We start from the raw sequence: 24,521 nt of genomic DNA on the forward strand, positions 1-24,521 counted from the left end.
TTGGACGACGCGCTGACGGTGTGACGCCGTGTCATTGGTCCGGCGCTGACGCGGCAACGGGCGGATGTTGTACGTGCAATTCGATGCCGCACATTGCCCGGCTCGCCGCGGCCGATATTCAGTGCGTGCGCGGAACGAACGCGAACAGCGCCACGACGCACGTCACCAGCGCCACGCTGAGCTTGTCGACGGGTGCCACCTGCGAGGCCTGCCCGAGCTGCAACGTTCGGGAATGGCAGACCCAGGAGGCGCCCGTGGCCAGCGCGGACAACGAGAGGAAGGCAGTGGTGCGCAGCGGCAGCGGCAGCGGCAGCGTGCGTGGGTCGGTCCACCTGCCCGAACCGATCACCAGCGCGTCAGCAGCACGGCGATCAGCAGCGTGCGGAACAGCGTCGCGAAATCAGGGTCGACACCCTGCGCCCACCTTCGCGAACATCGCCGTCATCGCGGCGAAGGCGGCCGACAGCACTGCCCACAGCAGCCGGTTCGATGCGGCCATGCCGGATCCTCCGGAGGCGCTGATGGTGGCTGGCGGCGCTTGAGGGCGCGGGATACCTGCCTGTCGTCGGCCCATGCAGGACGCCGGCGGCGCCCTGCGACTGCGCAAAGAAAAACCGCCCGGATTTCTCCGGGCGGCTTCTGATACTACGCGGCGGGTTACTTCTTCGCGTTCGATGCCGGGGTCGCCGGCGTCGCATCCGCCGGCGCCTTGCTGTCGTCGGCCGGACCGTTGAGGCCGCGGCGCTCCAGCAGCGGCTCGATCCACGGATCGCGGCCTGTGTAGTTGCGGAACAGCACCATCGCGTCCTGGCTGCCGCCCTGCGACAGCAGCGTGTCGCGGAAATGGTCGCCGTTCTTGCGGGTCAGGCCGCCGTTCTGCTTGAACCACTCGACGCTGTCGGCGTCCAGCACTTCCGACCAGATGTAGGCGTAGTAGCCCGCCGCGTAGCCGCCCATGATGTGGCTGAAGTAGGGCGTCTTGTAGCGCGGCGGCACGGCATAGAAGTCGATGCCGTCCTTCGCGAGCGCGGCCGCCTCGAAGGGCATCACGCCGGCGGCGTTGGGCACCTCGCTCGGCTTGATCTGGTGCCAGCGCTGGTCGAGCATCGCCGCGCCGAGGTACTCGGTGGTGGCGAAGCCCTGGCCGTACTTGCTGGCGGCCAGCACCTTGTCCAGCAGTTCCTTCGGCATCGGCGCGCCGGTCTGGTAGTGCTTGGCGTAGTTGGCCAGCACTTCCGGCCAGTCGGCCCACATCTCGTTCACCTGCGACGGGTACTCGACGAAGTCGCGCGGCACGCTGGTGCCCGAGAAATACGGGTACTTCACGTTCGAGAACATGCCGTGCAGTGCGTGGCCGAACTCGTGGAACGCGGTGGTGACCTCGTCCCAGGTGAGCAGCGTGGGCTGGCCGGCCGGCGGCTTCGGGATGTTCAGGTGGTTCGCGACCACCGGCAGGTTGCCGGTCAACGCCGACTGGTCGACGTAGGAGTTCATCCACGCGCCGCCACGCTTGGACGGCCGTGCGTACATGTCGGCGATGAAGATGGCGAGCTGCTTGCCGTCGCGGTCCATGACGTCGTAGACGCGGACGTCCGGGTTGTAGACGGGCAGGTCCTTGCGCTCCTTGAACGACAGGCCGTAGAGCTTGTTGGCGGCGAAGAAGACGCCGTTCTCCATGACGTTGTCGAGCTCGAGGTAGGGCTTGAGCTGCGACTCGTCGAAGTTGAACTTCGCCTGGCGCACCTTCTCGGCGTAATAGGCCCAGTCCCACGGCTCGAGCTTGAAGGTGGGCTGGCCCTTGGCCTTCTGCTCGGCGTCGATCATGGCCTGCAGGTCCGCGGCCTCGCGCCTGGCGTTGGCGACGGCGGCCGGCGCGAGCTTGCCGAGCATCGCGTTGACGGCTTCCGGCGTCTTCGCGGTCTGGTCCTCGAGGCCGTAGGCCGCGTAGGTCGGGTAGCCGAGCAGGTTGGCCTTCTCGGCGCGCAGCTTGGTGACCTGAGCCACCAGGCCGGTGTTGTCGTACTTGCCGCCGCGGCTGCCGCGCGAGACCGACGCCTTGTAGATGCGCTCGCGCAGGGCGCGGTCCTCGAGGTAGGTCAGCGGCGGCTGGCCGGTGGTGTTCATCAGCGCGATGACGTACTTGCCGGACAGGCCCTTGGCCTTGGCGGCGCTCTCGGCCGCGGCGATCTGGTCGTCCGGCAGGCCCTTGAGCTGGTCGCGGCTGTCGACGACGATCGCGAGATCGTTGCGCTCGGCCAGCACGTTCTGGTCGAACTGCGAGCCCAGCTTGGCCATCTCGCCGTTGATCGCCTTCAGGCGCGCCTTCTGCGCGTCGTCGAGCTTGGCGCCGGCGCGCACGAAGTCCTGGTGGTACTTCTCGACCAGGCGCAGGCCCTCGGCGTCGAGGCCCAGCGACTGGCGCTTGTCGTAAAGCGACTCGATGCGCGCGAACAGCTTCGGGTTCAGCGAGATCGCGTCGTAGTGCGCCGCGAACCTGGGCGAGTATTCCGTATCGAGCGCGTTGCGCGCGTCGTTGGTGTCGGCGCCGAGCAGGCTGTAGAAGACGGTCTGCGCGCGGCGCAGTACCTGGCCGCTCTTCTCCATCGCGAGGATGGTGTTGTCGAAGGTCGGCTGCTGCGGGTTGTTCGCGATCGCCTCGATTTCCTTGAGGTGGTCCGCCATGCCGCGGTCGAACGCGGGGCCGAAATCGGTGTCCTTGATCTTGTCGAACTGCGGGTAGTGCAGCGGCAGCGGGCTTTCAGCGAAGAAGGGGTTCATGGCGGCCTTGGACGTGGCGGCCTTCGCCGGCGCGGCGGCCTCCGAGACCGCCGGGGCGACGGTGGTGGCCAGGGCCAGCGAGAGCGCGAGGGCGAGAGGATGCTTCATGGAGGAGCCTCGACAGGGTGAACGCGCAGGGTACAAGACGGCCGCTCGACCGACCTATGACGAAAGGCATATGCCCCGCGGGCGGCCGGTTTCACGGGCGCCGAACCGCGCTTCCCGCAGCGTTGCGGGCCTGGTTTTCCCGGATCGATACAGGAGCTAACCGATGGATATCCGCAGCGTCATGACCCCCGATCCCGCCGCCTGCCAGGCCGACAGCCCGGTCCGCGAGGTCGCGCGCCTCATGCTCGAGAACGACATCGGCCTGGTGCCGGTGATCGACGCCGCCGGGCGGCCGGTGGGTACGGTGACCGACCGCGACATCGCCCTGCGCGTCGTGGCCGAGGGCCGCGATCCGCAGCAGTGCACGGCACAGGACTGCATGACCAGCCCGGTGACGACGGTGAGCCTGGACACCAGCCTCGCCGACGCGATCGACCGCATGGAGGCGGGGCAGATCCGCCGGCTGCTGGTCGTCGACACCGAGGGCCGCCTGTGTGGCGTGGTGGCGCAGGCCGACGTCGCGCTGAGCGGGCGCGACCGCAAGACCGCCGAGCTGCTGCGCGGGGTGTCCGAGCCCAAGCACTGAGCCGCTCGCGTATTTCGGCCGGCGTCATCGGCCGCGACATGCCGCCTGCGGGCGGCATGTCCTTTTGCGCGCAGCGACCGCCGGCCTGACGACGGGCCGGCGGCGCGCTAGTCTCGGCGGGCGCTACTGCCGGCGCGATGGAGGCCTGCCGATGAAATCCTTCCGCCGTCTCCTGCTGCTGGCGCTCGCCTTCTCCGCCGCGTTGCCCGCCTGGGGCGCCCAGGTCGAACGCTGGGTGATCCTCGTCGACAACGGCACCAAGGCTGGCCATCAGGTGGTCACCCATGCCGACGACGGCAGCGTGCGCACCGAATTCGTGTTCAAGGACAACGGCCGCGGCCCGGAGTTGAAGGAAGAGTACGCGCTCTCACCCGACGGCACGTTCTCCCGCTACCGCATCACCGGCGTGTCGACGTTCGGCGCGAAGGTCGACGAGACCTATCGCCGCAGCGGCGATCAGGCCGAATGGACGACCACCGCCGACCGCGGCACGCGCGCCGTTGCCGGCGTCGCGCAATACGCGCCGCTCGGCGGCACGCCGCAGTCGATCTCCGCCACCGTGGCAGCGCTCGCAAAGCGCGCCGATGGCCGCCTCCCGCTGGTGCCCGGCGGCACGCTGAGCATGCGCGAGCTCGCGCGCGAGACCCTCACGCGCGGCGGCGACACGAAGACGGTACGGCTGCTCGCCATTACCGGCCAGGGTCTGATGCCGAACTTCGGCTGGTTCACCGGCGATGCCACACCAGCGTTGTTCGGCTTCGTCGTGCCCGGCTACCTGCAGATGCTGCCGGAAGGCTGGGAGGCAGCCGGCCCGCAGCTGGAAGCGCGCCAGAAGGCCGCCGAGGGCGAGCTGCTGGTCGCGATGCAGAAACAGCTTGCGCACCCGCTGGCGGGCAGCACGCTGATCCGCGACGTGCGCGTGTTCGACAGCGCGGCCGCGAAGCTCGGCGCGCGCAGCGACGTGCTGATCCGCGACGGCAAGATCGTGTCGGTGGCGCCGGCCGGCAAGGCGCCAAAGGCGGACCGCACCATCGACGGCGGTGGCCGCGTGATGATTCCGGGCCTGTGGGACATGCACGCCCACGCCGGCCGCTGGGACGGCGGCCTGAACATCGCGGCCGGCGTCACCAGCGTGCGCGACATGGGCAACGACAACGCCACGCTGCAGCAGATCATCGCCGAGGAGAAGGCCGGCACGCTGATGTCGCCGCGCATCGTGGCGGCGGGCTTCATCGAGGGCGAAAGCCCCATGTCGGCGCGCAACGGCTTCGTCATCAAGAACCTCGACGAAGCGAAGAAGGCGGTGGACTGGTACGCGGCCCACGGCTATCCGCAGATCAAGATCTACAACTCGTTCCCGAAGGACGTGCTCAAGGACACCGTCGCCTACGCGCATTCCAAGGGCATGCGCGTGAGCGGGCACGTGCCGGCCTTCCTGCGCGCGCAGGACGTGATCGACGCGGGTTTCGACGAGATCCAGCACATCAACCAGCTGATGCTGAACTTCCTCGTCGACGACAAGACCGACACGCGCACGCTGGAGCGCTTCTACCTGCCCGCGAAGAAGGTCGCCGATCTCGACTTCGACGGCCCCGAGGTGCAGGCCTTCATCCGCACGATGGCGCAGAAGAAGATCGCCGCCGATCCGACGCTCGCCACCTTCGAGTTCCTGCACCAGCGGGACGGCACGATGTCGCCGATCATCGCGCCCGTCGCCGAGCACCTGCCGCCGGACGTGACGCGCGCGCGCATGGCCGCCGAGCTCGACATCCCCGACGACGCCACCTGGAAGCGCTACGACGCTTCCTACCGCAAGATGGTCGAGTTCGTCGGCCGCCTTTACCGGGCGGGCGTGCCGATCGTTGCGGGCACCGACGAGATTCCCGGCTTCACCCTGCAGCGCGAGCTGGAGCTCTACGTCGACGCCGGCCTGACGCCGTCGCAGGTGCTGAAGATCGCGACGCTCGATGCCGCGACGATCGCGCGTGCACCCGATCGCGGCGAGATCCGGCCCGGAATGACTGCCGACCTCGTGCTGCTGGACGGCGAGCCCACGACCAACATCGCCGACGTGCGCAAGGTCGCGCTGGTCATCAAGGGCGACACCGCGTATGCGCCGGCGGAGATCGACCGCGCGCTGGGCATCGCGCCATTCGCCGAGCCGGTGGCGATCGCGCGCTGACCGCGATGGAGCGCCCGTGGATGCGGGCGCTCCGTGCAGTCATGCTGCGGCGGCTGCGGGAAGTGTTACCGCCGGCGACGCATCGCGGCGGCGCCACTTCAGCCCGAACAGCGGTCGCAGCAGCGGCAGGCGGCGGATCACCGCGAAACCGGCCCAGCAGCCGATGACGGTGCCGGCGAGTACGCCCACCGCCTCGACGCCGACTGGCAGCCGCAGCGGGATAAGCCAGTACGCGAGCAGCACGGTCAGGCTCTGGTGCAGGACGTACCAGGGGAACACGGCCTCGTTGGCCCAGCCGAGCCAGGGCCACGGGCGGTCGAGCAGGGCCTTGGACCAGCCGAGCACCGCGCAGAGCGACCACCAGATGTAAACGCTGCGCAGCACCCAGACGATCTGCTGCACGCAGGCCGGGAGGTCGTCGGGCAGGACGGCCACCAGCACGCCGTACAGGCCGAAGAGCCCGAGCATCAGCGCCAGCGAGCGCTGGCGCAGCCGCGCGAGTTCGTCCCAGAAGCCGTCGGCGCGCGCGATCGCGAAGCCGTAGAGGAAGACGGTGAAGTAGAGGGCGTTGCGGTAGCCGTCGTGGATCAGGTCGCCGGTGTCCTCGAAGCGCCCCTGCAGGGTCACCGTGGCGATGGCGATCGGGATGGCCGGCACTAGCAGCATCGCGGCACCACGCAGGCCGGTGAAGCGCGCCTGCAGCCAGCGGCCGCCGCGTGAGCGCAGCAACGGCAGCACCAGCGCCAGCGCGACGGTGTAAGTCCACAGGTAGGCGAGGTACCACAGGTGGTTCCAGGTGATGCCGTGGGTATCGCCGTCGAACGCGCCTGCGGGCCACGGCTGGAACCGGTAGTAGCGGGCGAGGAAGTCGAGGTAGCCCGGCTGCACGTAGCCGGTGCCGATGCCCTGCACGTAGGGCTGCACCGGGACGATCACCAGCATCCCGAACACCAGCGGCAGCAGCAGACGCAAGGTACGCCGACCGAGGAAGGCCAGCCCGCCCGCGCGGCCCAGCAGGTAGGCCGTGGACACGCCGGATATCAGGAAGATCAACGACATCCGCCAGCGGTTCACGAACAGCATCGGCCACTGCAGCCATTCGTAGGTGTGCGGGCTCTTGATGTGCCAGCCCCAGTCGCCCACGTAGAGCATGCCCCAGTGGTAGAGGATCAGCAGGGCGAAGGCGAGGGCGCGCAGCGCGTCGATGTAGTGGCGTCGGTTCATGCCGGCGGTCCGTTGGACGGGGCGGCCAATGTCACGTCGCGCCTGCGTTCGCGGACATCCTCGGTGACGATCCGGGCCGCCACGGGGACGAGAGGTGGACCCGCGGGACGAGCGAATCCGCCCGCGCGTGGCCCGCGCGGCACAATGCGCGGATGGCCGATCACCCGAAACCCGCCGCCTCCGACTGGGCGCGCTTCCAGCCCTGGCGACCGTGGATCGAGTACGGCTTCTGGATCGGCCTGTTCCTCGTCAACGCGATCGCCAACAGCGTGACGGTGTCGATGGACACCCGCCGGGTGCACCTGGAGGTGGCCGGCTGGGAGCCGGTGGTCTGGGAGGTCAGCAGCAACCTGCTCAGCCTGCTGCTGGTGCCGGCCGTGGTGGCGTTCACGCGCTGGCGGCCGGTGGAATTCGACAACTGGCGCCGGCGCCTCGGCGAGTACGCGCTGGCCAGCGTCGTCTGGTCCGCACTGCACGTCACCGGCATGGTCGCGCTGCGCAAACTGGCCTATTCGGTGGCCGGAGGGCATTACGACTTCGGCGACTGGTGGGTGCAGGGTGCCTACGAATACCTGAAGGACGTGCGCGGCTTCACCGGCACGGTGCTGACCATCGAGGCCTACCGGCTGTTCCTGCGCCGCCTGCAGGGCGAGGCGAGCCTGCCGGGCCTCGCGGACGACGCGCCGTCGAACGCCGGTCCGCCCGCGCGCCCGGACCGCTTCCTGGTGCGCAAGCTCGGCAAGGAATTCCTCGTGCCAGCCGCGGACATCGAGTGGCTGCAGGCGGCGGGCAATTACGTGAACCTGCGCGTGCGAGGCCGCGACTACCCGCTGCGCACCACGATGGCGCAGATCGAGGAGCAACTCGACCCGGCCACGTTCCGGCGCGTCCACCGCAGCTGGATGGTCAACCTGGACCGCATCGATCGTATCGAGCCCGTCGAGTCGGGTGATGCACGCATCGTGTTGCAGGACGGTGCGGTGGTGCCCTGCAGCCGTCGCTACCGCGACGCGCTGCGCTTCGACACGCGGCCGCAGCCCGAACGGGCGGCCGCGGCGCGCTGAGCGCGCCTACTTCTCGACGAAGGCGCGCTCGAAGACGTACTGGCCGGGCGTGCCGATCCGCGGTGCGGCCGTGAAGCCGCGCGAGTCGAGCAGGGCGCGGAAGTCCGCCAGCATCTGCGGGCTGCCGCAGATCATCGCGCGGTCGCGTTCGGCGTCCAGCGGCTCGAGGCCCAGCTGCTCCATCATCCGTCCGCTCGCCATGAGGTCGGTCAGGCGGCCGCGATGGTCCGCACTGTCGAATACGAAGTCCTCGCGGCTCACGGCCGGGTAGTACATCAGTTGCTTGGCGATCTGTTCGCCGAGGAACTCGTGGTTCGGCAACTCGTTGACGATGTAGTCGCGGTACGCGAGGTCGGCCGCCGAGCGCACGCCGTGGCAGAGGATCACGCGCTCGAACCGCTCGTAGGTCTCCGGGTCCTTGATGATCGACAGCCACGGCGCGAAGCCGGTGCCCGTGCCCAGCAGGTACAGGTTGCGACCGGCGTGCAGGTCGCTGATGAGCAGGGTGCCGGTGGGCTTGCGGCCGATCAGGATCGAATCGCCCGGCTGGATGTGCTGCAGGCGCGAGGTCAGCGGGCCATCGGCCACCTTGATGCTGAAGAACTCCAGCTGCTCTTCCCAGTTCGCGCTGGCGATCGAATACGCGCGCATCAGCGGGCGGCGGGTGCCGTCGGGCTGCTCGACCTCCAGCCCGATCATCACGAACTGGCCGTTGTCGAAACGGAAGCCGTCGTCGCGGGTGGTGGTGAAGCTGAAATAGGCGTCCGTCCAGTGACGGACGTCGAGCACGGTCTCGGTGCCGAAAGGCGAGGACATCGGAGCGGGATTCGAGCGGGGGCGCGAATTCTAGCCCACGTCCGCCGGCGGGCCCGCCGCGCCGGCGCCGGCGTCCTCCGGCCGCGCGGGCGCCGCGGTCGCATCCCGGCCCTGCGCGGCGGCCTGCGAAGCCGCCATGGCGAGGCTCGGGCGGGCCGCGTCGCGCTCGACCTCGCGCGCGACTTCAATGACCGAATCGGCGTCGATCAGCCCCAGGCCCGCGGCATGCTCGGCGATCGCGCGGCTGTCGCGGGCGCGCAGCATCGGCACGCGGCCACCGGCGATGCGCTCGATGTGCGCGTCGACGGCGGCGTCCAGCGGCGAGTCGATGTCCGGGTCGACGTCGCGGATGTAGATCGCTGCGATGCGCTCGCCGAACTCCTCCGCGGCCTGCGAGTAGAGCTTGGCGTCCGCCTGCCCCGAATCGCCCAGCAGCACCCAGCGCAGCGACGGGAAGCGCGCGATGAGCTCCTTCGCGCGTTCGAGCTTGTGGCCATGGCCGGCGCTCTTGATGAACTTGCCGGCGTCGGTGCCGAGGTCGCGCAGGAACATCGGGCCTGGCGGAATGGCGTTGATCTGCATGAAGTCGTGCAGCAGGTCGTAGAGGTTCCACGGCGAGCTGGACACGTAGAAGATCGGCGACGGCGCGCGGCCGTGCGCGCCGGCCTGCAGCGCGCGGTACAGCGTCGCGACGCCCTTGAGCGGCTTTCGCGTGCGCGCGTTGTGCAGGAAGGTCAGCTGCGCGGCGGTCTTCCAGTTGGTGATGCCGCTGTGCAGGATCGTGTCGTCGATGTCGGAAATCACGCCGATGCGCGCACGCGGATGCACCAGCAACACCGGCTGCGGCGTGGCGAGCGTGCCGTCGGCGAGGCTCGCGGTCGCGTCGGCCCACAACGAATCGATGCGCGACGGGCCGGGCAGCGCGGCCTGGTAATAGCCCTCGTGATCGGCGACGGCTTCGACCGCGTGGCCGCCGAACTCGACCTTGATAAGTACGTTCGGCACCTCGTCGCTTTCGAAGCGGCGATACGTATTGAGGAGGTTCTCCCACCAGCGATCCGCCTCGCCGGGCCCGCCCTGCGGCGCATCGGCCAGCACGCGGCCGATCATCTGCACGCCGGTGGCGTCGCCCCAGCCGCGGTAGGCGGCGAGATGGCGTGGGCGATGCGTGCCGGCGATCTGGCGGAACCGGCCGCGCGCGGCGTCGAGATAGTCGTCGGCGCGGATCACCGCCGATTGCAGGTGACGGCGTACGAAGGCAGGGGATTGCGGCTTGGACGCGTCGGTCATCGGCGGCGCCAACGAAAACGGGCGACGCAGTATCGCGCCGCCCGCTTCATGTCGCCGTGGAGATCGTTCGACTCAGCGGCGCGATGCCACCGTCGTGCCCGTGGTTGCGCAGGCCAGCAGGCGGGACTGGTGCAGCCACTTGTTGTCGGGGTAATACGAGAACACGAACTGGCCGCCCTTCAGCGTGTCGATGATCTCGCGCGCGACCTGCGCGCGAACCGCCGGGCAACCGTGCGAACGGCCGATGCGGCCGTTCTTCTGCGCCATCGACGCGTCCACGTACCAGGCGCCGTGCATCACGATCGCGCGCGAGCGGGCGTTGTCGTTGAAGCCGGGCTCCAGGCCATCCATGCGCAGCGAGTAGCCGTTGCCGCCGTTGTAGGTCTCGGCGGTGCGGAACAGGCCGAGGCTGGTCTGGTGGCTGCCGTCGCGGTTGGAGAAGGCGCGCGCGAAGTTCTCGCCGCTGCCCTGGCCGTGCGCGACGTGTTCGGTATAGAGCACGCGCTCGGCGGCGAGGTCGAACACCCAGAGGCGCTTCTGCGTGGACGGCTTGGAGTAGTCGATCACGGCCAGCTTTTCGCCCGCGCCGGTGGCCTCGCCGCTCGACATCGCGCAGTCCCGGGCCCTCAGCGCGAGGTCGATCACCTCCGGGTCGGCACCGGGCGCGAGGGCGGCCAGACGCGCGGCGAGCGACATCGACGGCAGCGCGGGTGTTGCGGCCGGCGGCGCGATGGGCGCGGTCGGCACCGCGGTGGGGGTGCGGATCGAAACCGTGGGCTCGGCCGGCGACAGGGCCGGTAGCAGGCAGCAGGCGATGGCCGAAGCCAGGGCGACGGAAGTACGCATGGAGGAGAATCCCTGAAACGGACGCTTCACCGGCGTGCAGATCCGGTGAAGCTCTATCTGCAAAGGTTAGGGCAGTGAAGCCCGCGTGCAAGCAGCCGTGTTCAGGATATTCAGCCTCGCGCGTGATCCTCAGTGCAGGCCGCGTTCTTCCTTGGGCCGCGCCCGGCGGTCGGTGAGCAGCACGCTCACGACGACGAACAGGCCGAGCAGCGCGGCGACCAGGAACAGCACCATCGCGATCGCCGGATAGCCGAACAGTCTCGCGCCGACATCCACCCGCATCATCAGCGCCGAGGACACCAGCAGCGCCGCGATGATCAGGCCCATCGTGATGCGGTTGGCGATCTTCTGCATGTTCTCCATCAGCTTCGAATCGTCGAGGCCGTCGAGGCGGACCTGCAGGCGGTTGTCCGCCAGCAGGCTCAGCAGGTTGTTGAGCTTCCGCGGCGCCTCGCGCACGAGGCCCTCGACCTCGATCAGTTCGCCGGCCAGACCCGCCGGCGAGAGCGTCTTGCGCAGGCGCTGGCGCATCACGTCCTCGAGGTGCTCGCGCACCACGTCCTTGGCGTCCATGTCCGGATCGAGCGCGTCGCAGATCGATTCGAGGTTGAGCAGCGTCTTGCCCAGCAGCGACAGCTCGGGCGGCGTGCGCAGGCCGCACGCCGTGGCGATGCGCGTGAGGTCCAGCACCAGCCGGCCTTCGGACACAGTGCGCCCGCCGGAGCGCGCCGCGTACTGCGACACGAGCTGGCCGACCTCGCGCGTGTAGCGCTCCTCGTCGAAGTCCTCCAGGCGTGTGGAGATCGAGATGCCTTCGGTGGCGACGTCCTCGCCGCGGCCGTCGACCGAGGCGAACAGCAGCTTCAGCAGGCGGTCGCGGCGCTTGGGCGGTACGTGGGCGATCATGCCGAGGTCGAAGATCGCGAGCCGGCCGTCGGTAGTCAGCAGCAGGTTGCCCGGATGCGGATCGGCGTGGATCTCGCCGTTGACGAACGCCTGGTCGAGATAGGCGCGCATCAGCGCCGCGGCGAGGTCGCCGAGCGGCTGCTCGGTGCGCTGAAGGCCGGTGATGTCGGTGACCTTCTTGCCCTTCACCAGGTCCATCGTCAGCACGCGCTTGCCGCAGAGGCTCCACACCGGGCGCGGCACGACCAGCTGCGGATAGCGTTCGAGGTTGTCCGCGAAGCGCTGCAGGTTCTCCGCTTCCAGCCGGTAGTCGAGCTCGGCGAGAAGCGTGCGGCCGAACTCGTTGACCCAGTCGCCGACCTTGATGCGCCGGCCCATGTCGGTGCCGCGGTCGATCTTGGACGCGATGGAGCGCAGCGATTCGAGGTCGGTGCGGACGCTGGCGATGGCGTCCGGGCGCTGCACCTTCACCGCGACCTCTCGGCCGTCGCGCAGCACCGCGCGATGCACCTGTGCCAGCGAGGCGCTGCCCAGCGGCTTGTCGTCGAATTCGGCGAATACCTTGTGCACGCCGACGCCGAGTTCTTCCTCGATCACCTGCTGCACGGTAGCGGACGGCAGCTCCTGCACCTTGTCCTGCATGCGCTCGAGCGCGGCGATGTACTCGGCAGGAACCATGTCCGGGCGCGTCGACAGCGCCTGGCCGAGCTTGATGAAGGTGGGGCCCAGCGCTTCGAGGTCGTTGACGAATTCCTCCGGCCGGCCTTGCGTGTCGGACTGCACGTCGACCTCGGCGGCGACCTCCTGCAGGACCGCGTCCTGGTCGAGGCCGCTGAAGACGCCGGCGCTGCGGTACTTCAGCAGGAACCTGACGATCTGGGCCGTGCGTGCAAGGCCGGTGGTCTGCTCGGACATGAGGTGTCTCCGTGGATTCACGGCAGCCTAGGCGCGGCGCCGTCAAGGCCGCTTCATCGGCGTGCGGGCAGGCTTCGGAAATGGACAGCACGGGCACCCTGTGGACGGTCGGCCATTCGACGCTCGCGTGGGAGGCGTTCGTCGAGATGCTGCACGGCGCGGAAATTGCCGCGGTCGCCGACGTACGGCGATTCCCGGGCTCGCGCCGTCATCCGCAGTTCGGCGCGGACGCGATGGCGATGGCTTTGCCGCAAGCGGGCATCGACTACCTGCCGTTCCCCGACCTCGGCGGCCGCCGCCGCCCGCGGTCCGACACCCACAACACCGCCTGGCGCAACGAGGCCTTCCGCGGCTATGCGGACTACATGGAAACGCGCGAGTACGGCGCCGCGCGCGAGCGGCTCGCGGAACTCGCATCGCGCAGGAACACGACCGTGCTGTGCGCCGAGGCGATGTGGTGGCAGTGCCACCGCTCGCTGATCTCGGACGACTTCAAGGCCAGTGGCTGGACGGTGCTGCACCTGCAGGCCGGCGGGCGCGTGCAGGCGCATCCCTACACGGGCGCTGCGCGCATCGTCGACGGCCGCCTCGACTACTCGGAGGCCGCATCGCAGCCCGGGCTGTTCTGAGGCCCGATGGAGAGAAGGGGGCGCGTGGGCCCCGTTGCATCGCCGAAGCGATCGCGCATCGATGCCGACGCCGCGATCGACGCGCGTTACTTGCCCTTCGCCTTTGCGAATGCGTCGGCGAGTGCGTTGTTGACGTATGCCGGCTGCGCCTTCGGCGCCGGGCCACGCGCGCCGCCACGGTCGTTGCCGGGCCGGCCGGCGGCCGGGCGCGGTGCATCGCGATCGCTGCGCGGTGCGCGCGGGGCAGCGTCGTCGAGGCGGCAGGTCAGCGCGATGCGCTTGCGCGGCACGTCGACCTCCTGCACGCGCACCTTGACGATGTCGCCCACCTTGACCACGTCGCGCGGGTCCTTCACATAGGTGTTCGACAGCGCGGAGATGTGCACGAGTCCATCCTGATGCACACCGATGTCGACGAACGCGCCGAATGCCGCAACGTTCGTGACCACGCCTTCGAGCACCATGCCCGGGCGAAGGTCCTTGATGTCCTCGACGCCGTCGGCGAAACGCGCGGCCTTGAACTCCGGGCGCGGATCGCGGCCCGGCTTTTCCAGTTCCTTCAGGATGTCGCGCACGGTCGGCACGCCGAAACGGTCGTCGACGAACTGCTCGGGCCTCAGCCCGCGCAGGAAAGCCGCATCGCCGATGAGCCCACGAATCGGCTTGCCGGTCGACGACACGATGCGCTCGACCACCGGATACGCCTCGGGGTGCACGGAGCTCGCGTCCAGCGGCTCGTCGCCGTCGTCGATGCGCAGGAAGCCGGCGCACTGCTCGAACGTCTTGTCGCCCAGGCGCGGCACCTTCAGCAGCTCCTTGCGCGAGCGGAACGGGCCGTTGGCGTCGCGGTGCCGCACGATGTTCTCGGCGACCGTCGACGTCAGGCCCGACACGCGCGCAAGCAGCGCGGCCGAGGCGGTGTTGACGTGCACGCCGACGGCGTTCACGCAGTCCTCGACCTTCGCGTCGAGCGCGCGGGCGAGCTTGTACTGATCGACGTCGTGCTGGTACTGGCCGACACCGATCGCCTTCGGTTCGATCTTGACGAGTTCCGCCAGCGGATCCTGCAGGCGACGCGCGATGGACACCGCGCCGCGCAGCGACACGTCCACGTCGGGGAACTCGCGCGAGGCGATCTCGGAGGCCGAGTAGACCGATGCGCCGGCCTCGCTCACGACGATCTTGGTGAGCTTGAGTTCGGGTGCGAGCTTGATGAGGTCGGCCGCGAGCTTGTCGGTCTCTCGCGAGGCGGTGCCGTTGCCGATCGCGATCAGCTCCACGCCGTGCTGCCTGCACAGGCGGCCCAGCGTGGCGAGGGATTGATCCCACTGGCGGCGCGGCTCGTGCGGATAGATCGTGTCGGTGGCGACGAGCTTGCCGGTGCGGTCGACTACGGCGACCTTCACGCCGGTGCGCAGGCCCGGGTCGAGTCCGAGCACGACCCGCGGGCCGGCCGGCGCGGACAGCAGCAGGTCCTTGAGGTTGTCGCCGAACACGGCGATGGCCTCGGCCTCGGCGCGCTCGCGGGCCTGCGCGATCAGGTCCAGCATCAGGTGCAGGTGCAGCTTCGCCTTCCAGGTCAGGCGCGCGGCGTCCATCAGCCACTGGTCGGCGGCACGGCCGTCGTTGCGGATGCCCGCGTGCTTGGCGACGCGCCCGGTGGCGAGCAGATGGCCGGCGTCGGCATCGCTGCCCGGGTCGAGGTCGAGCTGCAGGAATTCCTCGCGGCGGCCGCGCAGCAGCGCGAGCATGCGGTGCGAGGGGATCTTCGCCAGCGGTTCGGCATGGTCGAAGTAGTCGCGGTACTTCGCGCCGTCGTTCTCCTTGCCTTCGATCACCTTCGCGCGGATCACGCCGACGTTCGCCAGCCATTCGCGCAACTCGCCGACCAGTGCGGCGTCCTCGCCCCAGCGCTCCATGAGGATCGCGCGCGCGCCGTCGAGCGCGGCGCGCGCATCGGCGACGCCCTTGTCGGCATCGACGTACTGCGACGCCACGGTTTCGGGGGCCTGCGTGGGATCGGCGAGCAGCGTGTCGGCCAGCGGCTCCAGCCCGGCCTCGCGGGCGATCTGCGCACGCGTGCGGCGCTTGGGCTTGTAGGGCAGGTAGAGGTCTTCGAGACGCGCCTTGCTGTCGGCGGCGAGGATGTCGGCGCGCAGTTCGTCCGTGAGCTTGCCCTGTTCCTCGATGCTGGCGATCACCTGCACGCGGCGGTCTTCGAGCTCGCGCAGGTAGCCCAGGCGCGTTTCGAGTTCGCGCAGCTGCGTGTCGTCGAGGCCGCCGGTGACTTCCTTGCGGTAGCGCGCAATGAAGGGGACGGTCGCGCCCTCGTCGAGCAGCGCGACCGCCGCTTCCACCTGTCGGGCCTGCGCGCCGATCTCCTCGGCGATGCGGCGGGCGATGTGTGCTGCGGTGCTGCGATCCTGCATGGGCGATGCGTCGACGATCGGGTGGGCCGGCGATTGTGGACGCCGTGCCCGGGCGCGTCGACGTTGACAGCCGGGCAGGGCCGCCGCTACCGGCCGCCCGCCGCGTGACGTCAGGCCGGCGGGTCCAGACGCAGCAGCTCGCCGTCCTTGTCGTCGTCGGTCAGCACGTAGACCGCGCCATCCGTGCCGACGCGCACGTCGCGGATGCGCGCGCGGCGGTCGTCCAGCAGGCGTTCCTCGGACACGATGCGGTCGCCTTCCAGCGTGAGGCGGATCAGGTTGCGGTCGGCGAGGGCGCCGATAAACAGGCTGTCGTTCCACCTCGACTGCGGCCGTCCCGTGTAGAAGGCCATGCCGGACAGGCCCGGCGACTTCTTCCAGACGTGGTACGGGGGCTCGGTCCCCGCGACCTCGGTGCCCTGCGTTTCGGGATAGGCGCGCGGCAGCGCGTAGTCGAGGCCGTGACTGGCGATCGGCCAGCCGTAGTTCTTCCCGGGCTGCGGCAGGTTGACCTCGTCTCCGCCGCGCGGGCCGTGCTCGGCCTCCCATACGCGCCCGGTGCGCGGGTCGACCGCGAGCGACTGCATGTTGCGATGGCCGTAGCTCCAGATCTCCGGCCTCGCATCGCTGCGCCCGACGAAGGGGTTGTCGCGCGGGATGCTGCCGTCGAGATTCAGCCGCACCAGCTTGCCCTGCAGCATGTCCAGCTTCTGCGCGGTCGGGCGGTCGTTACGCTCGCCCTGGCTGATGAAGACGTGACCCTCGCGATCGAACGCGATGCGCGAGCCGAAGTGGTTCGGGCCTTCGAGCTTCGGTTGCTGCTGGTAGACGCGGGTGAAGCCGTCGATGCGGTCGCTGCCGAGCGTCGCATAGCCCACGGCGGTGCCCGCGGTCCCGTTCGGGCCGGGCTCGGCATAGCTCAGCCAGATGCGGCGGCTGGTGGCGAAGTCCGGCGCCGCCACGACGTCGAGCAGGCCGCCCTGGCCCTGCGCCCAGACCTCGGGCACGCCGGCCAGCGGCGCGGAAAGCTTTCCGTCGCGCTCGACGTAGCGCAGCCGGCCCGGGCGTTCGGTCACGAGGAACCGGCCATCGGGCAGGGGAAGCACGGCCCATGGGTGCTCCAGCCCGCCAGCGACACGGGTGACGCGTATCTCGCCACTGGCTGCGCTCGCGGCCACGGCCGCCGGGGTCGGCGGTGCGGAGGTGGCGTCCTGCGCGCGGCAACCGGCGAGCGCGATGACGAGGATGGCGGCGTGCGGGGCGAGTCGGCGCATGGCGTCTCCGTGTGGAAGTGGGGTGGACGAAGGTGTGAACCGGTCGGCAGTCCGCGTCAAGGCCACGTGTAGACGCCGGCCGAGCTGCAATGGGCTGCACAGTTTCTTGGCGTACTCCGTTCACAGAATGCCGTTATCGATACGGAAGTGACGCTTTTCGTCGCACCTGCCACCGGATGGAAATGGACCACGCCCCAAGCCGCGCGCACGCCGGCCCCCGTCGAGGCATCGGCGTCGGGCGGGTGTTGTCCGCCCCCTTGCTGTTCGCCCTGCTGGCGGGCGGGGCGATGGCGGCCGCCACGCGGTGGCTGCCACCGCCGCTCGCGGCAGGGCTGGTGGGCATGGTCGTCGGCGGCTGGGCGGGCCTATGGCTCGCGCGTCCGTTGCGCGGCCGCGCCGACCTGCGCTGGCTGCTCGGCGCGCTCGGGGTTCTTGCAGGTTGCTTGGCGGTGCGCCTGTCGCCGGTCGAGGCGATCGTCGCTACCGCGGTGATCACCGCGAGCGTCGCCGCGTTGCGCGCGCTCGTGCGCCGGTTGCATCCGCATTTCGAATGGGACGACCCCGCGCCCGCCGCGGGCGCGCTCGCGGCACTTGGCGTCGCCGCGCTCGCGTTGTCCTGGGCGCTGGCCGACGCAGTGCACGTACTGCCGGGCGCGTGGCTCGCCGCATGGCCGGCGCTCGCGCTCGGTGCGGTGGCGGCCTACGTTACGACGATCGCGTTCGCATCGCTGGATCCCGAGGACCCGTTCGCCGAGGATCCGCGACGCACCACGCTCATCCTCGCGGCCGCGCTTCTGCTGGGTGCCGCGGCACTCGCGTTCTGGTCGCCGCGGCTGGTGCCGTTGCTGGCGCTGGGGCTGCTGGCGATCGCGGCGGCCGGGCGTCCGCGCACGCTCGGTGCGCTGTCGATGCTGGTGGCCATCGGCGCGCTCGCGATCGCGGCGCGCTCGCCGGCATTGCTGTCGCGCATGGCGGGCGGCTGGTCGGTCGGCCCCGCGCTCGGGCTGGTCGCGACGATGCTGGCGCTGGCGATGCTCGGCTGCCTGCTCGTGCACCAGCGCGATCGCGTGCGTGCGCGTCTGCGCGCTGCGAGCGGCCACCTGCTCACGCTGGCGGAGAAGAGCCCGGGGCTCGTGGCCACCTTCGACCGGCGCTTTCGCCATCGCCACGTCAACGACGCCTACCAGCGCTGGTCGGGACTGACGCGTGAGCGCCTCGAAGGCGCGACGCTCGCCGACGTGCTGGGCGCCGACTTCGCCGCGCGCATCGACAGCAGCGCCGCGCGCGCGATGGCCGGCGCTTCGCAACACCTTCAGGCCGAGCGTGCCGATCGCGTGCTCGACGTGCGCCTGGAGCCGTACTTCGGCCTCGACGGCGCGATCGCCGGCTTCCACCTGCTCGCCGAGGACGTCACCTGGCGCCAGCAGGGCGAGCGCGACCTGCGCACGCTGGTCAACGCCGCGCCGGAGCCCACGCTGGTGCTCGACGAGGATGGCCGCATCGAGATGCACAACGCGGCGGCCGCCAGCGTATTCGGCGCGCAGGGCAGCGACCTCGTGGGCGCGACGCTCGCCAATTGGCTGAGCGAGAACGGCCTCGCCGCCGCACAGGCCGACGGCGTGGCGGGCATGCGTGCGCGCCGCAGCGATGGCACCACGTTCCCGGTCGAGCTCAAACTCGGCTCGATGCCCGGCGAGCACGGTGGCCGTGCGGTGGTCACGCTGCGCGACCTCAGCCGCGACCGCGCGCTGGAAGACGCCGCGCGTGCCGCGCGCGAACAGGCGCAGGCGACGCTCGATTCGATCAGCGACGCGCTGGTGGTGGTCGACCCCGCCGGCACGGTCACCGCGTTCAACCCCGCCGCGACGGAGCTCACCGGTTGGACGCGCGAGGACGCGCTCGGTCGCGTGCTGGAGGAAGTGGTCAGGCTCGTCGAGCCAGGCCGCGCGGTGCCGCAGGTCTCGGTGCTGCGCGAGGCGTTGAAGACCGGCAAGCCCTCACGCCTGGAGGGCGAGCGCGAGCTGGTGCGCCGCGACGGTGCGCAGCGCGCGGTCGAGGAATCCGCGTCGCCGTTGCGCGATGCGCAGGGCCGCGCGACCGGCGGCGTGCTGCTGCTGCGCGACGTCAGCCACGCGCGCGAGCAGGCGCAGGCGCTCACCCACATGGCGCAGCACGACGCGCTCACCGGCCTGCCCAACCGCGTGCTGTTCCAGGACCGCCTGACGCAGGCGCTGGCGCAGGTGCCGCAGGGGCGCCGCGGCGCGGTGCTCTACATCGACCTCGACAAGTTCAAGCCGATCAACGACACGCTGGGTCATCCCGTCGGCGACCGGGTGCTGCAGGAAGTCTCCGCGCGCCTGAAGGCCTGCGTGCGCGAGGACGACACGGTGAGCCGTCAGGGCGGCGACGAATTCGTGCTGCTGCTGCAGCGCCTGGCCGATCCGCGCGACGCCGCGCGTGTCGCCGAAAAGCTCATCCGCTCGGTCGAGCAGCCGATCATGCTCGACGGCCACGAGCTGCGCGTCGGCGCCAGCGTCGGCATCGCGCTGTATCCGCAGGATTCGCGCGAGGCGCGGACGCTGATGAAGCAGGCCGATACGGCGCTCTACCACGTCAAGGAGACGGGGCGCGGTCGCTACAGCTACTTCACCGACGTGATGGGCGAGAGCGCCGAGGCGCGCATGCGCGTTGAGCACGACCTGCGCCTGGCGCTCGCGCACGAGGACTTCGTGCTCGACTACCAGCCCGTGGCGAGCACGCGCGGCGGCTGGCGCTCGGTCGAGGCGCTGCTGCGCTGGCGCCGCGACGACGGTGCGGTGACGCTGCCCAAGGGCTTCCTCGATGTCGCCGAGGAAACCGGCCTGATCGTGCAGATCGACGAATGGGTGCTGCTTGCCGCCTGCCGCCAGGCGCAGGCCTGGCAGGCGTCGGGCGCCAAGCCGTTGCCGGTGTCGGTCAACCTGTCGCTCGCGCGATTCGACCCCGAGCGCCTGATCCGCCAGGTGCGCACGGCGCTCACCGAGACCGGGCTTGCGCCCCAGTGGCTGGAACTCGAATTCCGCGGCGCGCAGCTGTTCGCGCAGGGCGAGCGCGGCCGCGCGCTGGTGGTCGACCTGCGCGCGCTCGGCGTGCGCGTGGCCGTCGACGACATCGGCAGCGGCCAGGCCAGCGTCGAGCAGCTCGCGGACTACGCGTTCGACGCGCTCAAGCTCGATCTCTCCATCGTCAACGGCCTGCCAGAGGACGACCGCGCGCGCCGCATCGCGCGTGCGATTTGCCACATGGGTTCGGCGCTGGGCTATCCGGTGATCGCCAAGGGCGTCGAGGCCGACGCGCACCGCGACCTGCTCACCGCCTGGGGCTGCGCGGGGCTGCAGGGCTCGCTGTTCAGTCCGCCCCTGGATGCCGAGCGCGTGGCGGAGCTCACCGGCCTCGCGCCGGGCCCGGTCGCGCGCCGCGCCTGAAGGCCGCGACACGTCCCGTGCCCGCCGGCCGCGGCGGGCCCGTAAAATGGCGGACTTTCCGCAAGCCGTGCCCGCCGTGTCCGTCCAGACCGCTCCGTTCGCTCCGTCCACGCCCGTCGCCATCCGCCAGGACGACCTGATCCAGTCCGTCGCCGACGCGTTGCAGTACATCAGCTACTACCACCCGGTCGACTACATCAAGGCGCTGACGGCCGCGTACGAGCGCGAGCAGTCGCCCGCCGCGCGCGACGCGATGGCACAGATCCTCATCAACTCGCGCATGTGTGCCGAGGGGCGCCGGCCGATCTGCCAGGACACCGGCATCGTCACCGTGTTCCTCGACGTCGGCATGGACGTGCGCTGGGACGGCGCGACGATGTCCGTCGAGGATATGGTCAACGAGGGCGTGCGCCGCGCATACCTGAATCCCGACAACGTGCTGCGCGCCAGCGTACTGGCCGACCCCGCGGGTAAGCGTGCCAACACGCGTGACAACACGCCGGCCGTGATCCACATGAAGCTCGTGCCGGGCAATACGGTGCACGTCACCGTCGCCGCGAAGGGCGGCGGCTCGGAGGCGAAGTCGAAGTTCGCGATGCTCAACCCGTCCGACTCCATCGTCGACTGGGTGCTCAAGACCGTGCCGACCATGGGCGCCGGCTGGTGCCCGCCGGGCATGCTCGGCATCGGCATCGGCGGCACCGCCGAGAAGGCGATGCAGCTCGCGAAGGAAGTGTTGATGGAGCCGGTCGACATCCAGGACCTCATCGCGCGCGGCCCGACCAACCGCATCGAGGAGCTGCGCCTGGAGCTCTACGACAAGGTCAACGCGCTCGGCATCGGCGCGCAGGGCCTCGGCGGCCTCACCACCGTGCTCGACGTCAAGATCAAGGATTACCCGACGCACGCGGCCAACCTGCCGGTGGCGATCATCCCGAACTGCGCGGCGACGCGGCATGCGCACTTCACGCTCGACGGCTCCGGCCCGGCGCATCTCGAGCCGCCATCGCTGGAGGACTGGCCGAAGCTGACCTACGACGCCAGCGCCGGCCGCCGCGTCGATCTCGACACGATCACGCGGGAGGACGTCGCCAGCTGGAAGCCGGGCGAGGTGCTGCTGCTCAACGGCAGGCTGCTCACCGGCCGCGACGCCGCGCACAAGCGCATGGTCGACATGCTCAATCGCGGCGAGACGCTGCCGGTCGATCTCGCCGGCCGCTTCATCTACTACGTCGGCCCGGTCGACCCGGTGCGCGACGAGGTCGTCGGCCCCGCGGGCCCGACGACCGCCACGCGCATGGACAAGTTCACCGACCAGGTGCTCGACCAGACCGGGCTTCTGGGCATGGTCGGCAAGGCCGAGCGCGGCCCGGTCGCCATCGAGGCGATCCGCAAGCACCGCTCGGCCTACCTGATGGCGGTCGGCGGCGCGGCATATCTCGTGTCGAAGGCGATCAAGGCCTCGCGCGTCGTCGCCTTCGAGGACCTCGGGATGGAAGCGATCTACGAGTTCACCGTGCGCGACATGCCGGTGACCGTGGCCGTCGATTCGAATGGCACGTCGGTGCACGCCACCGGACCGCGCGAATGGCAGGCGCGGATCGGCAAGATCCCGGTGGTGGTCGAGCCCGCCTGATGCGATGACGATGCCCGGTTCGCCGGGCATCGTCGTATTCGGGTGTCAGATGCGCTGGGCGAGCGCCGCCAGCATGCGCTGCGTCGTCGACTGCGCGACGTAGTCCTCCGCCAGCCGTTCCAGCGCCGCAATGTTGGTGTCGCTGACGTCGTCGAGGTCATCAAGCCCGATGGTCAGCGGCGCCTGCATGCGGAAGTAGCCGTCGCCGACGACGTGCCGGGCGATGTAGTCCACCGACTCCGCGTTGCCGTCGAACAGCACGTCGATGATCGGGATCGCCCATTCGACCGCGCCCCATTCGCGCGCCGAGCGCAGGTCGATCGGGCGGGTGCGCTCGCCGCTGCCGATCGATGCGACGACGAGGTCGCGCGTGCCCTGGACCTTGGCGTCCTTGCGCAGCGCCTCGGCGATCGCGCAGGCGGTGGGGTTGTTGGCGACGATGCCGCCATCGATGAGCGCGCAGTCGCGGCCTTCGACACGAAGCGGATGCGCGGGGAAGTAGGTGGGCGCCGCGGCGGTGGCGCGGCAGACGTCTCGCACGCGGAGGTCGGCGTGCTCGTGCTTGAAGCTCTTGAAGATCACCGGGCTGCGGCTGATGGTGTCGTAGCTGGTCACCAGCGTCGGCACGCGGCAATCGCCGAGGCGTGCGTCGCCGAACACGTCGGCCAGCACTGCTTCGAGCCCGCGGCCGTCGTAGCGCGGCGCCGACGGGCCATCGCTGAGAAGGCGCGTCGCGCGCGACCACAGGCGGCGTGCCATGCCCGGGAAGATCTCGTGCCGCTGCGTCTGGTAAAGCCCGGCAAGCAGGTCCGGCGGATGCCCGAGTGCGAGCCCGCAGGCGATCAGGCCGCCGGTCGAGCTGCCGGCGAACAGGTCGAAGCTGGCGGGGATCGCGGGTTTGCCGGCCGCGCCGAGTGCGGCGTCGACGGCCGCCAGCCAGCGGCAGCTGACGATGCCGCGGATGCCGCCGCCGTCGAGGGAAAGGATGCGTCGCAGGTCCATGGCGTCCTCCTTGATGCCGAGCCTGCGCGGTCCGCGTCGCAGCGGCTGCGAGGCTAAATGAGGTTTTCGTCGTCGTGCGCGGCCCGCTGCGCGCTGACCTGCGCGTCGATGTCGCGATTGACGGATGTATCGCCGCAGTCGGTCGGCTCGGTCGGGGTCGGCGCCTCCATCTCCATGCCGATGCGGTGCGCGACGCCCGCCGGCAGCGGCGCGGTGAACAGGTACTGCACCGGTCGCGGGCCGTCGATCTGCGCCTTCTCGAAGGAGGACTTCACCGCGCGGATGGCCTCGCTGCGGACCTTGCCCATGTCGCTCTCGCGCTGGTTCACCCAGGCCTGGAACTTCAGCTGGATGCCGCCGTTGGTGTAGCTGTCGACCGCCCAAGACGGCGCGGGGTCGGCAAGCACGCCCGGGGTCTGCATGAGCTGCGCGACCGCGGCTTCCTGGGCCTCGCGAATCGACTCGTTGGTATCGATGATCATCGCGAACTCGAATCGCCGCGTCGCATTCTGCGAGTAGTTGCTGACCACCGACTTGAAGACGATCGCGTTCGGCACCGCCACCTGCACGCCGTCGAACGTCATCAGCAGCGTGTGGCGCGAGGTCAGCGCGACCACCTTGCCTTCGTACTTGTCCACCAGGATGTGGTCGCCCGGCGAGAAGCCGCGGCGCAGGCTCAGCAGGATGCCGGCGACGTAGTTCTCGGCGATGTCGCGGAAGGCGAAGCCGAGCGCGATGCCGGCCACGCCGGCCGAACCGAGCAGGGCGCCCACCACGGCCGTGGCTTCCAGCAGGTCGAGCGCGATCAGCAGGCCGACCAGCAGGATCGCCCAGCTCACGATGCGCGCGACCAGCGAATCGATGTATGGGTTGTTCGCGCTCAGCCGCGACAGGTGGATGCGCCGGCTGATCGCGCGGCCGACGCGCCACGCGAGGAAAACGATCAATGCGGCGACCAGCAGCAGCGGCAGCTTGGCAACCAACCCGAACAGCTTGCCGTAGACCTGCTGCAGCGCGAGATGCAGGCGCTTGCCGACGCCGCCGGCGATCTCGATGCGGTTGTCGACCGAGGCCACGCCCTTCTGCTGCGCGGCGATCTGCTCGGCATGCGCGCGGTCGTCCGGGTCGCCGACCTCGCCATCTAGGCGCACCACGCCGTTCTCGGCGGTCACCACGATGCCGTCGTAGCCCGGCACCGCGTGCAGCCGCGAGGCGACGTGCCGCGCGAGCTGCGTGTCGACGGCGCCGGGCGCGGAAGCCGCCTTCGCACCGGCGGCCTGCGCGAGCAGGGCGTCGTCCTGCGCGGCCGCGGCGAACGTGACGAGGATCAGGCAGCAGGCAAGCAGGAATCGGACGACTGGGCGCAACGGCA

General features: G+C 70.1%; 17 protein-coding genes. 6 read left to right on the plus strand and 11 right to left on the minus strand.

Going from position 1 to position 24,521, the window contains the following annotated elements; translation table 11 throughout:
- Positions 1-118: 118 nt before the first annotated feature.
- On the minus strand, positions 119-349 hold the full coding sequence (locus IE066_RS03005) for a hypothetical protein (RefSeq protein ID WP_189446876.1): 231 nt from the start codon (positions 347-349) through the stop codon (positions 119-121).
- A 308-nt stretch (positions 350-657) separates the two neighbouring features.
- Positions 658-2,886 (minus strand): M3 family metallopeptidase, encoded by a 2,229-nt coding sequence (locus IE066_RS03010; RefSeq protein WP_189446878.1) that lies wholly within the window; start codon positions 2,884-2,886, stop codon positions 658-660.
- 163 nt (positions 2,887-3,049) lie between these two features.
- Between IE066_RS03010 and IE066_RS03015 the strand changes: the two genes are divergently transcribed.
- Together IE066_RS03015 and IE066_RS03020 are read left to right on the plus strand one after the other, a co-directional pair.
- Positions 3,050-3,472, plus strand: coding sequence for a CBS domain-containing protein (locus tag IE066_RS03015; protein WP_189446880.1), 423 nt, complete (start codon positions 3,050-3,052; stop codon positions 3,470-3,472).
- Positions 3,473-3,623: 151 nt separating this feature from the next.
- Positions 3,624-5,654, plus strand: a complete 2,031-nt coding sequence (locus IE066_RS03020) for an amidohydrolase family protein (RefSeq protein WP_189446882.1) — start codon at positions 3,624-3,626, stop codon at positions 5,652-5,654.
- 39 nt (positions 5,655-5,693) lie between these two features.
- Here the strand turns inward: IE066_RS03020 and IE066_RS03025 are convergent, their stop codons facing one another.
- Positions 5,694-6,878: an acyltransferase family protein gene (locus tag IE066_RS03025; RefSeq protein WP_189446884.1), complete on the minus strand. Its 1,185-nt coding sequence runs from the start codon at positions 6,876-6,878 to the stop codon at positions 5,694-5,696.
- A 152-nt stretch (positions 6,879-7,030) separates the two neighbouring features.
- Between IE066_RS03025 and IE066_RS03030 the strand changes: the two genes are divergently transcribed.
- Positions 7,031-7,942 carry a LytTR family DNA-binding domain-containing protein gene (locus IE066_RS03030; RefSeq protein WP_189446886.1) on the plus strand — a complete coding sequence of 304 codons (912 nt, stop codon included), beginning with the start codon at positions 7,031-7,033 and terminating at the stop codon, positions 7,940-7,942.
- Between the two features lie 6 nt (positions 7,943-7,948).
- Here the strand turns inward: IE066_RS03030 and IE066_RS03035 are convergent, their stop codons facing one another.
- The 4 genes from IE066_RS03035 to IE066_RS03050 all read right to left on the minus strand — a co-directional run bounded on the left by IE066_RS03035 (position 7,949) and on the right by IE066_RS03050 (position 12,715).
- Positions 7,949-8,758 carry a ferredoxin--NADP reductase gene (locus IE066_RS03035; protein ID WP_189446888.1) on the minus strand — a complete coding sequence of 270 codons (810 nt, stop codon included), beginning with the start codon at positions 8,756-8,758 and terminating at the stop codon, positions 7,949-7,951.
- A 30-nt stretch (positions 8,759-8,788) separates the two neighbouring features.
- Positions 8,789-10,048 (minus strand): App1 family protein phosphatidate phosphatase, encoded by a 1,260-nt coding sequence (locus IE066_RS03040; RefSeq protein ID WP_189446890.1) that lies wholly within the window; start codon positions 10,046-10,048, stop codon positions 8,789-8,791.
- Positions 10,049-10,120: 72 nt separating this feature from the next.
- The gene (locus tag IE066_RS03045; protein ID WP_189446891.1) at positions 10,121-10,894 is read right to left on the minus strand and encodes a murein L,D-transpeptidase catalytic domain family protein; all 774 of its coding nucleotides are present in this window, start codon (positions 10,892-10,894) and stop codon (positions 10,121-10,123) included.
- A gap of 129 nt (positions 10,895-11,023) precedes the next feature.
- Positions 11,024-12,715, minus strand: coding sequence for an ABC1 kinase family protein (locus IE066_RS03050; RefSeq protein WP_189446892.1), 1,692 nt, complete (start codon positions 12,713-12,715; stop codon positions 11,024-11,026).
- An 80-nt stretch (positions 12,716-12,795) separates the two neighbouring features.
- Here IE066_RS03050 and IE066_RS03055 point away from each other — a divergent pair, with 80 nt between their 5' ends.
- Positions 12,796-13,344, plus strand: a complete 549-nt coding sequence (locus tag IE066_RS03055) for a DUF488 domain-containing protein (protein ID WP_189446893.1) — start codon at positions 12,796-12,798, stop codon at positions 13,342-13,344.
- 86 nt (positions 13,345-13,430) lie between these two features.
- Here the strand turns inward: IE066_RS03055 and IE066_RS03060 are convergent, their stop codons facing one another.
- Complete coding sequence (locus IE066_RS03060; protein WP_189446894.1) at positions 13,431-15,773, minus strand: Tex family protein; 2,343 nt, start codon at positions 15,771-15,773, stop codon at positions 13,431-13,433.
- A 110-nt stretch (positions 15,774-15,883) separates the two neighbouring features.
- A complete protein-coding gene (locus IE066_RS03065; protein WP_189446895.1) occupies positions 15,884-17,047 on the minus strand; it encodes a PQQ-dependent sugar dehydrogenase in 1,164 nt (387 codons plus the stop codon).
- A 245-nt stretch (positions 17,048-17,292) separates the two neighbouring features.
- On the opposite strand from IE066_RS03065, the gene IE066_RS03070 reads away from it, so the two are divergent.
- Both IE066_RS03070 and IE066_RS03075 read left to right on the plus strand, forming a co-directional pair.
- Entirely contained in the window at positions 17,293-20,511 is a 3,219-nt protein-coding gene (locus tag IE066_RS03070; RefSeq protein ID WP_189446896.1) for a sensor domain-containing protein, read from the plus strand.
- A gap of 76 nt (positions 20,512-20,587) precedes the next feature.
- Positions 20,588-22,147 carry a fumarate hydratase gene (locus IE066_RS03075; RefSeq protein WP_229790641.1) on the plus strand — a complete coding sequence of 520 codons (1,560 nt, stop codon included), beginning with the start codon at positions 20,588-20,590 and terminating at the stop codon, positions 22,145-22,147.
- 45 nt (positions 22,148-22,192) lie between these two features.
- On the opposite strand, the gene IE066_RS03080 is transcribed toward IE066_RS03075, so the two are convergent.
- Together IE066_RS03080 and IE066_RS03085 are read right to left on the minus strand one after the other, a co-directional pair.
- Positions 22,193-23,149 carry a patatin-like phospholipase family protein gene (locus IE066_RS03080; RefSeq protein ID WP_189446898.1) on the minus strand — a complete coding sequence of 319 codons (957 nt, stop codon included), beginning with the start codon at positions 23,147-23,149 and terminating at the stop codon, positions 22,193-22,195.
- Positions 23,150-23,202: 53 nt separating this feature from the next.
- The gene (locus IE066_RS03085) at positions 23,203-24,516 is read right to left on the minus strand and encodes a mechanosensitive ion channel domain-containing protein (RefSeq protein WP_189446899.1); all 1,314 of its coding nucleotides are present in this window, start codon (positions 24,514-24,516) and stop codon (positions 23,203-23,205) included.
- Positions 24,517-24,521 lie beyond the last annotated feature (5 nt).

The organism is Cognatilysobacter xinjiangensis (genome assembly GCF_014651995.1).
Classification (GTDB): domain Bacteria; phylum Pseudomonadota; class Gammaproteobacteria; order Xanthomonadales; family Xanthomonadaceae; genus Cognatilysobacter; species Cognatilysobacter xinjiangensis.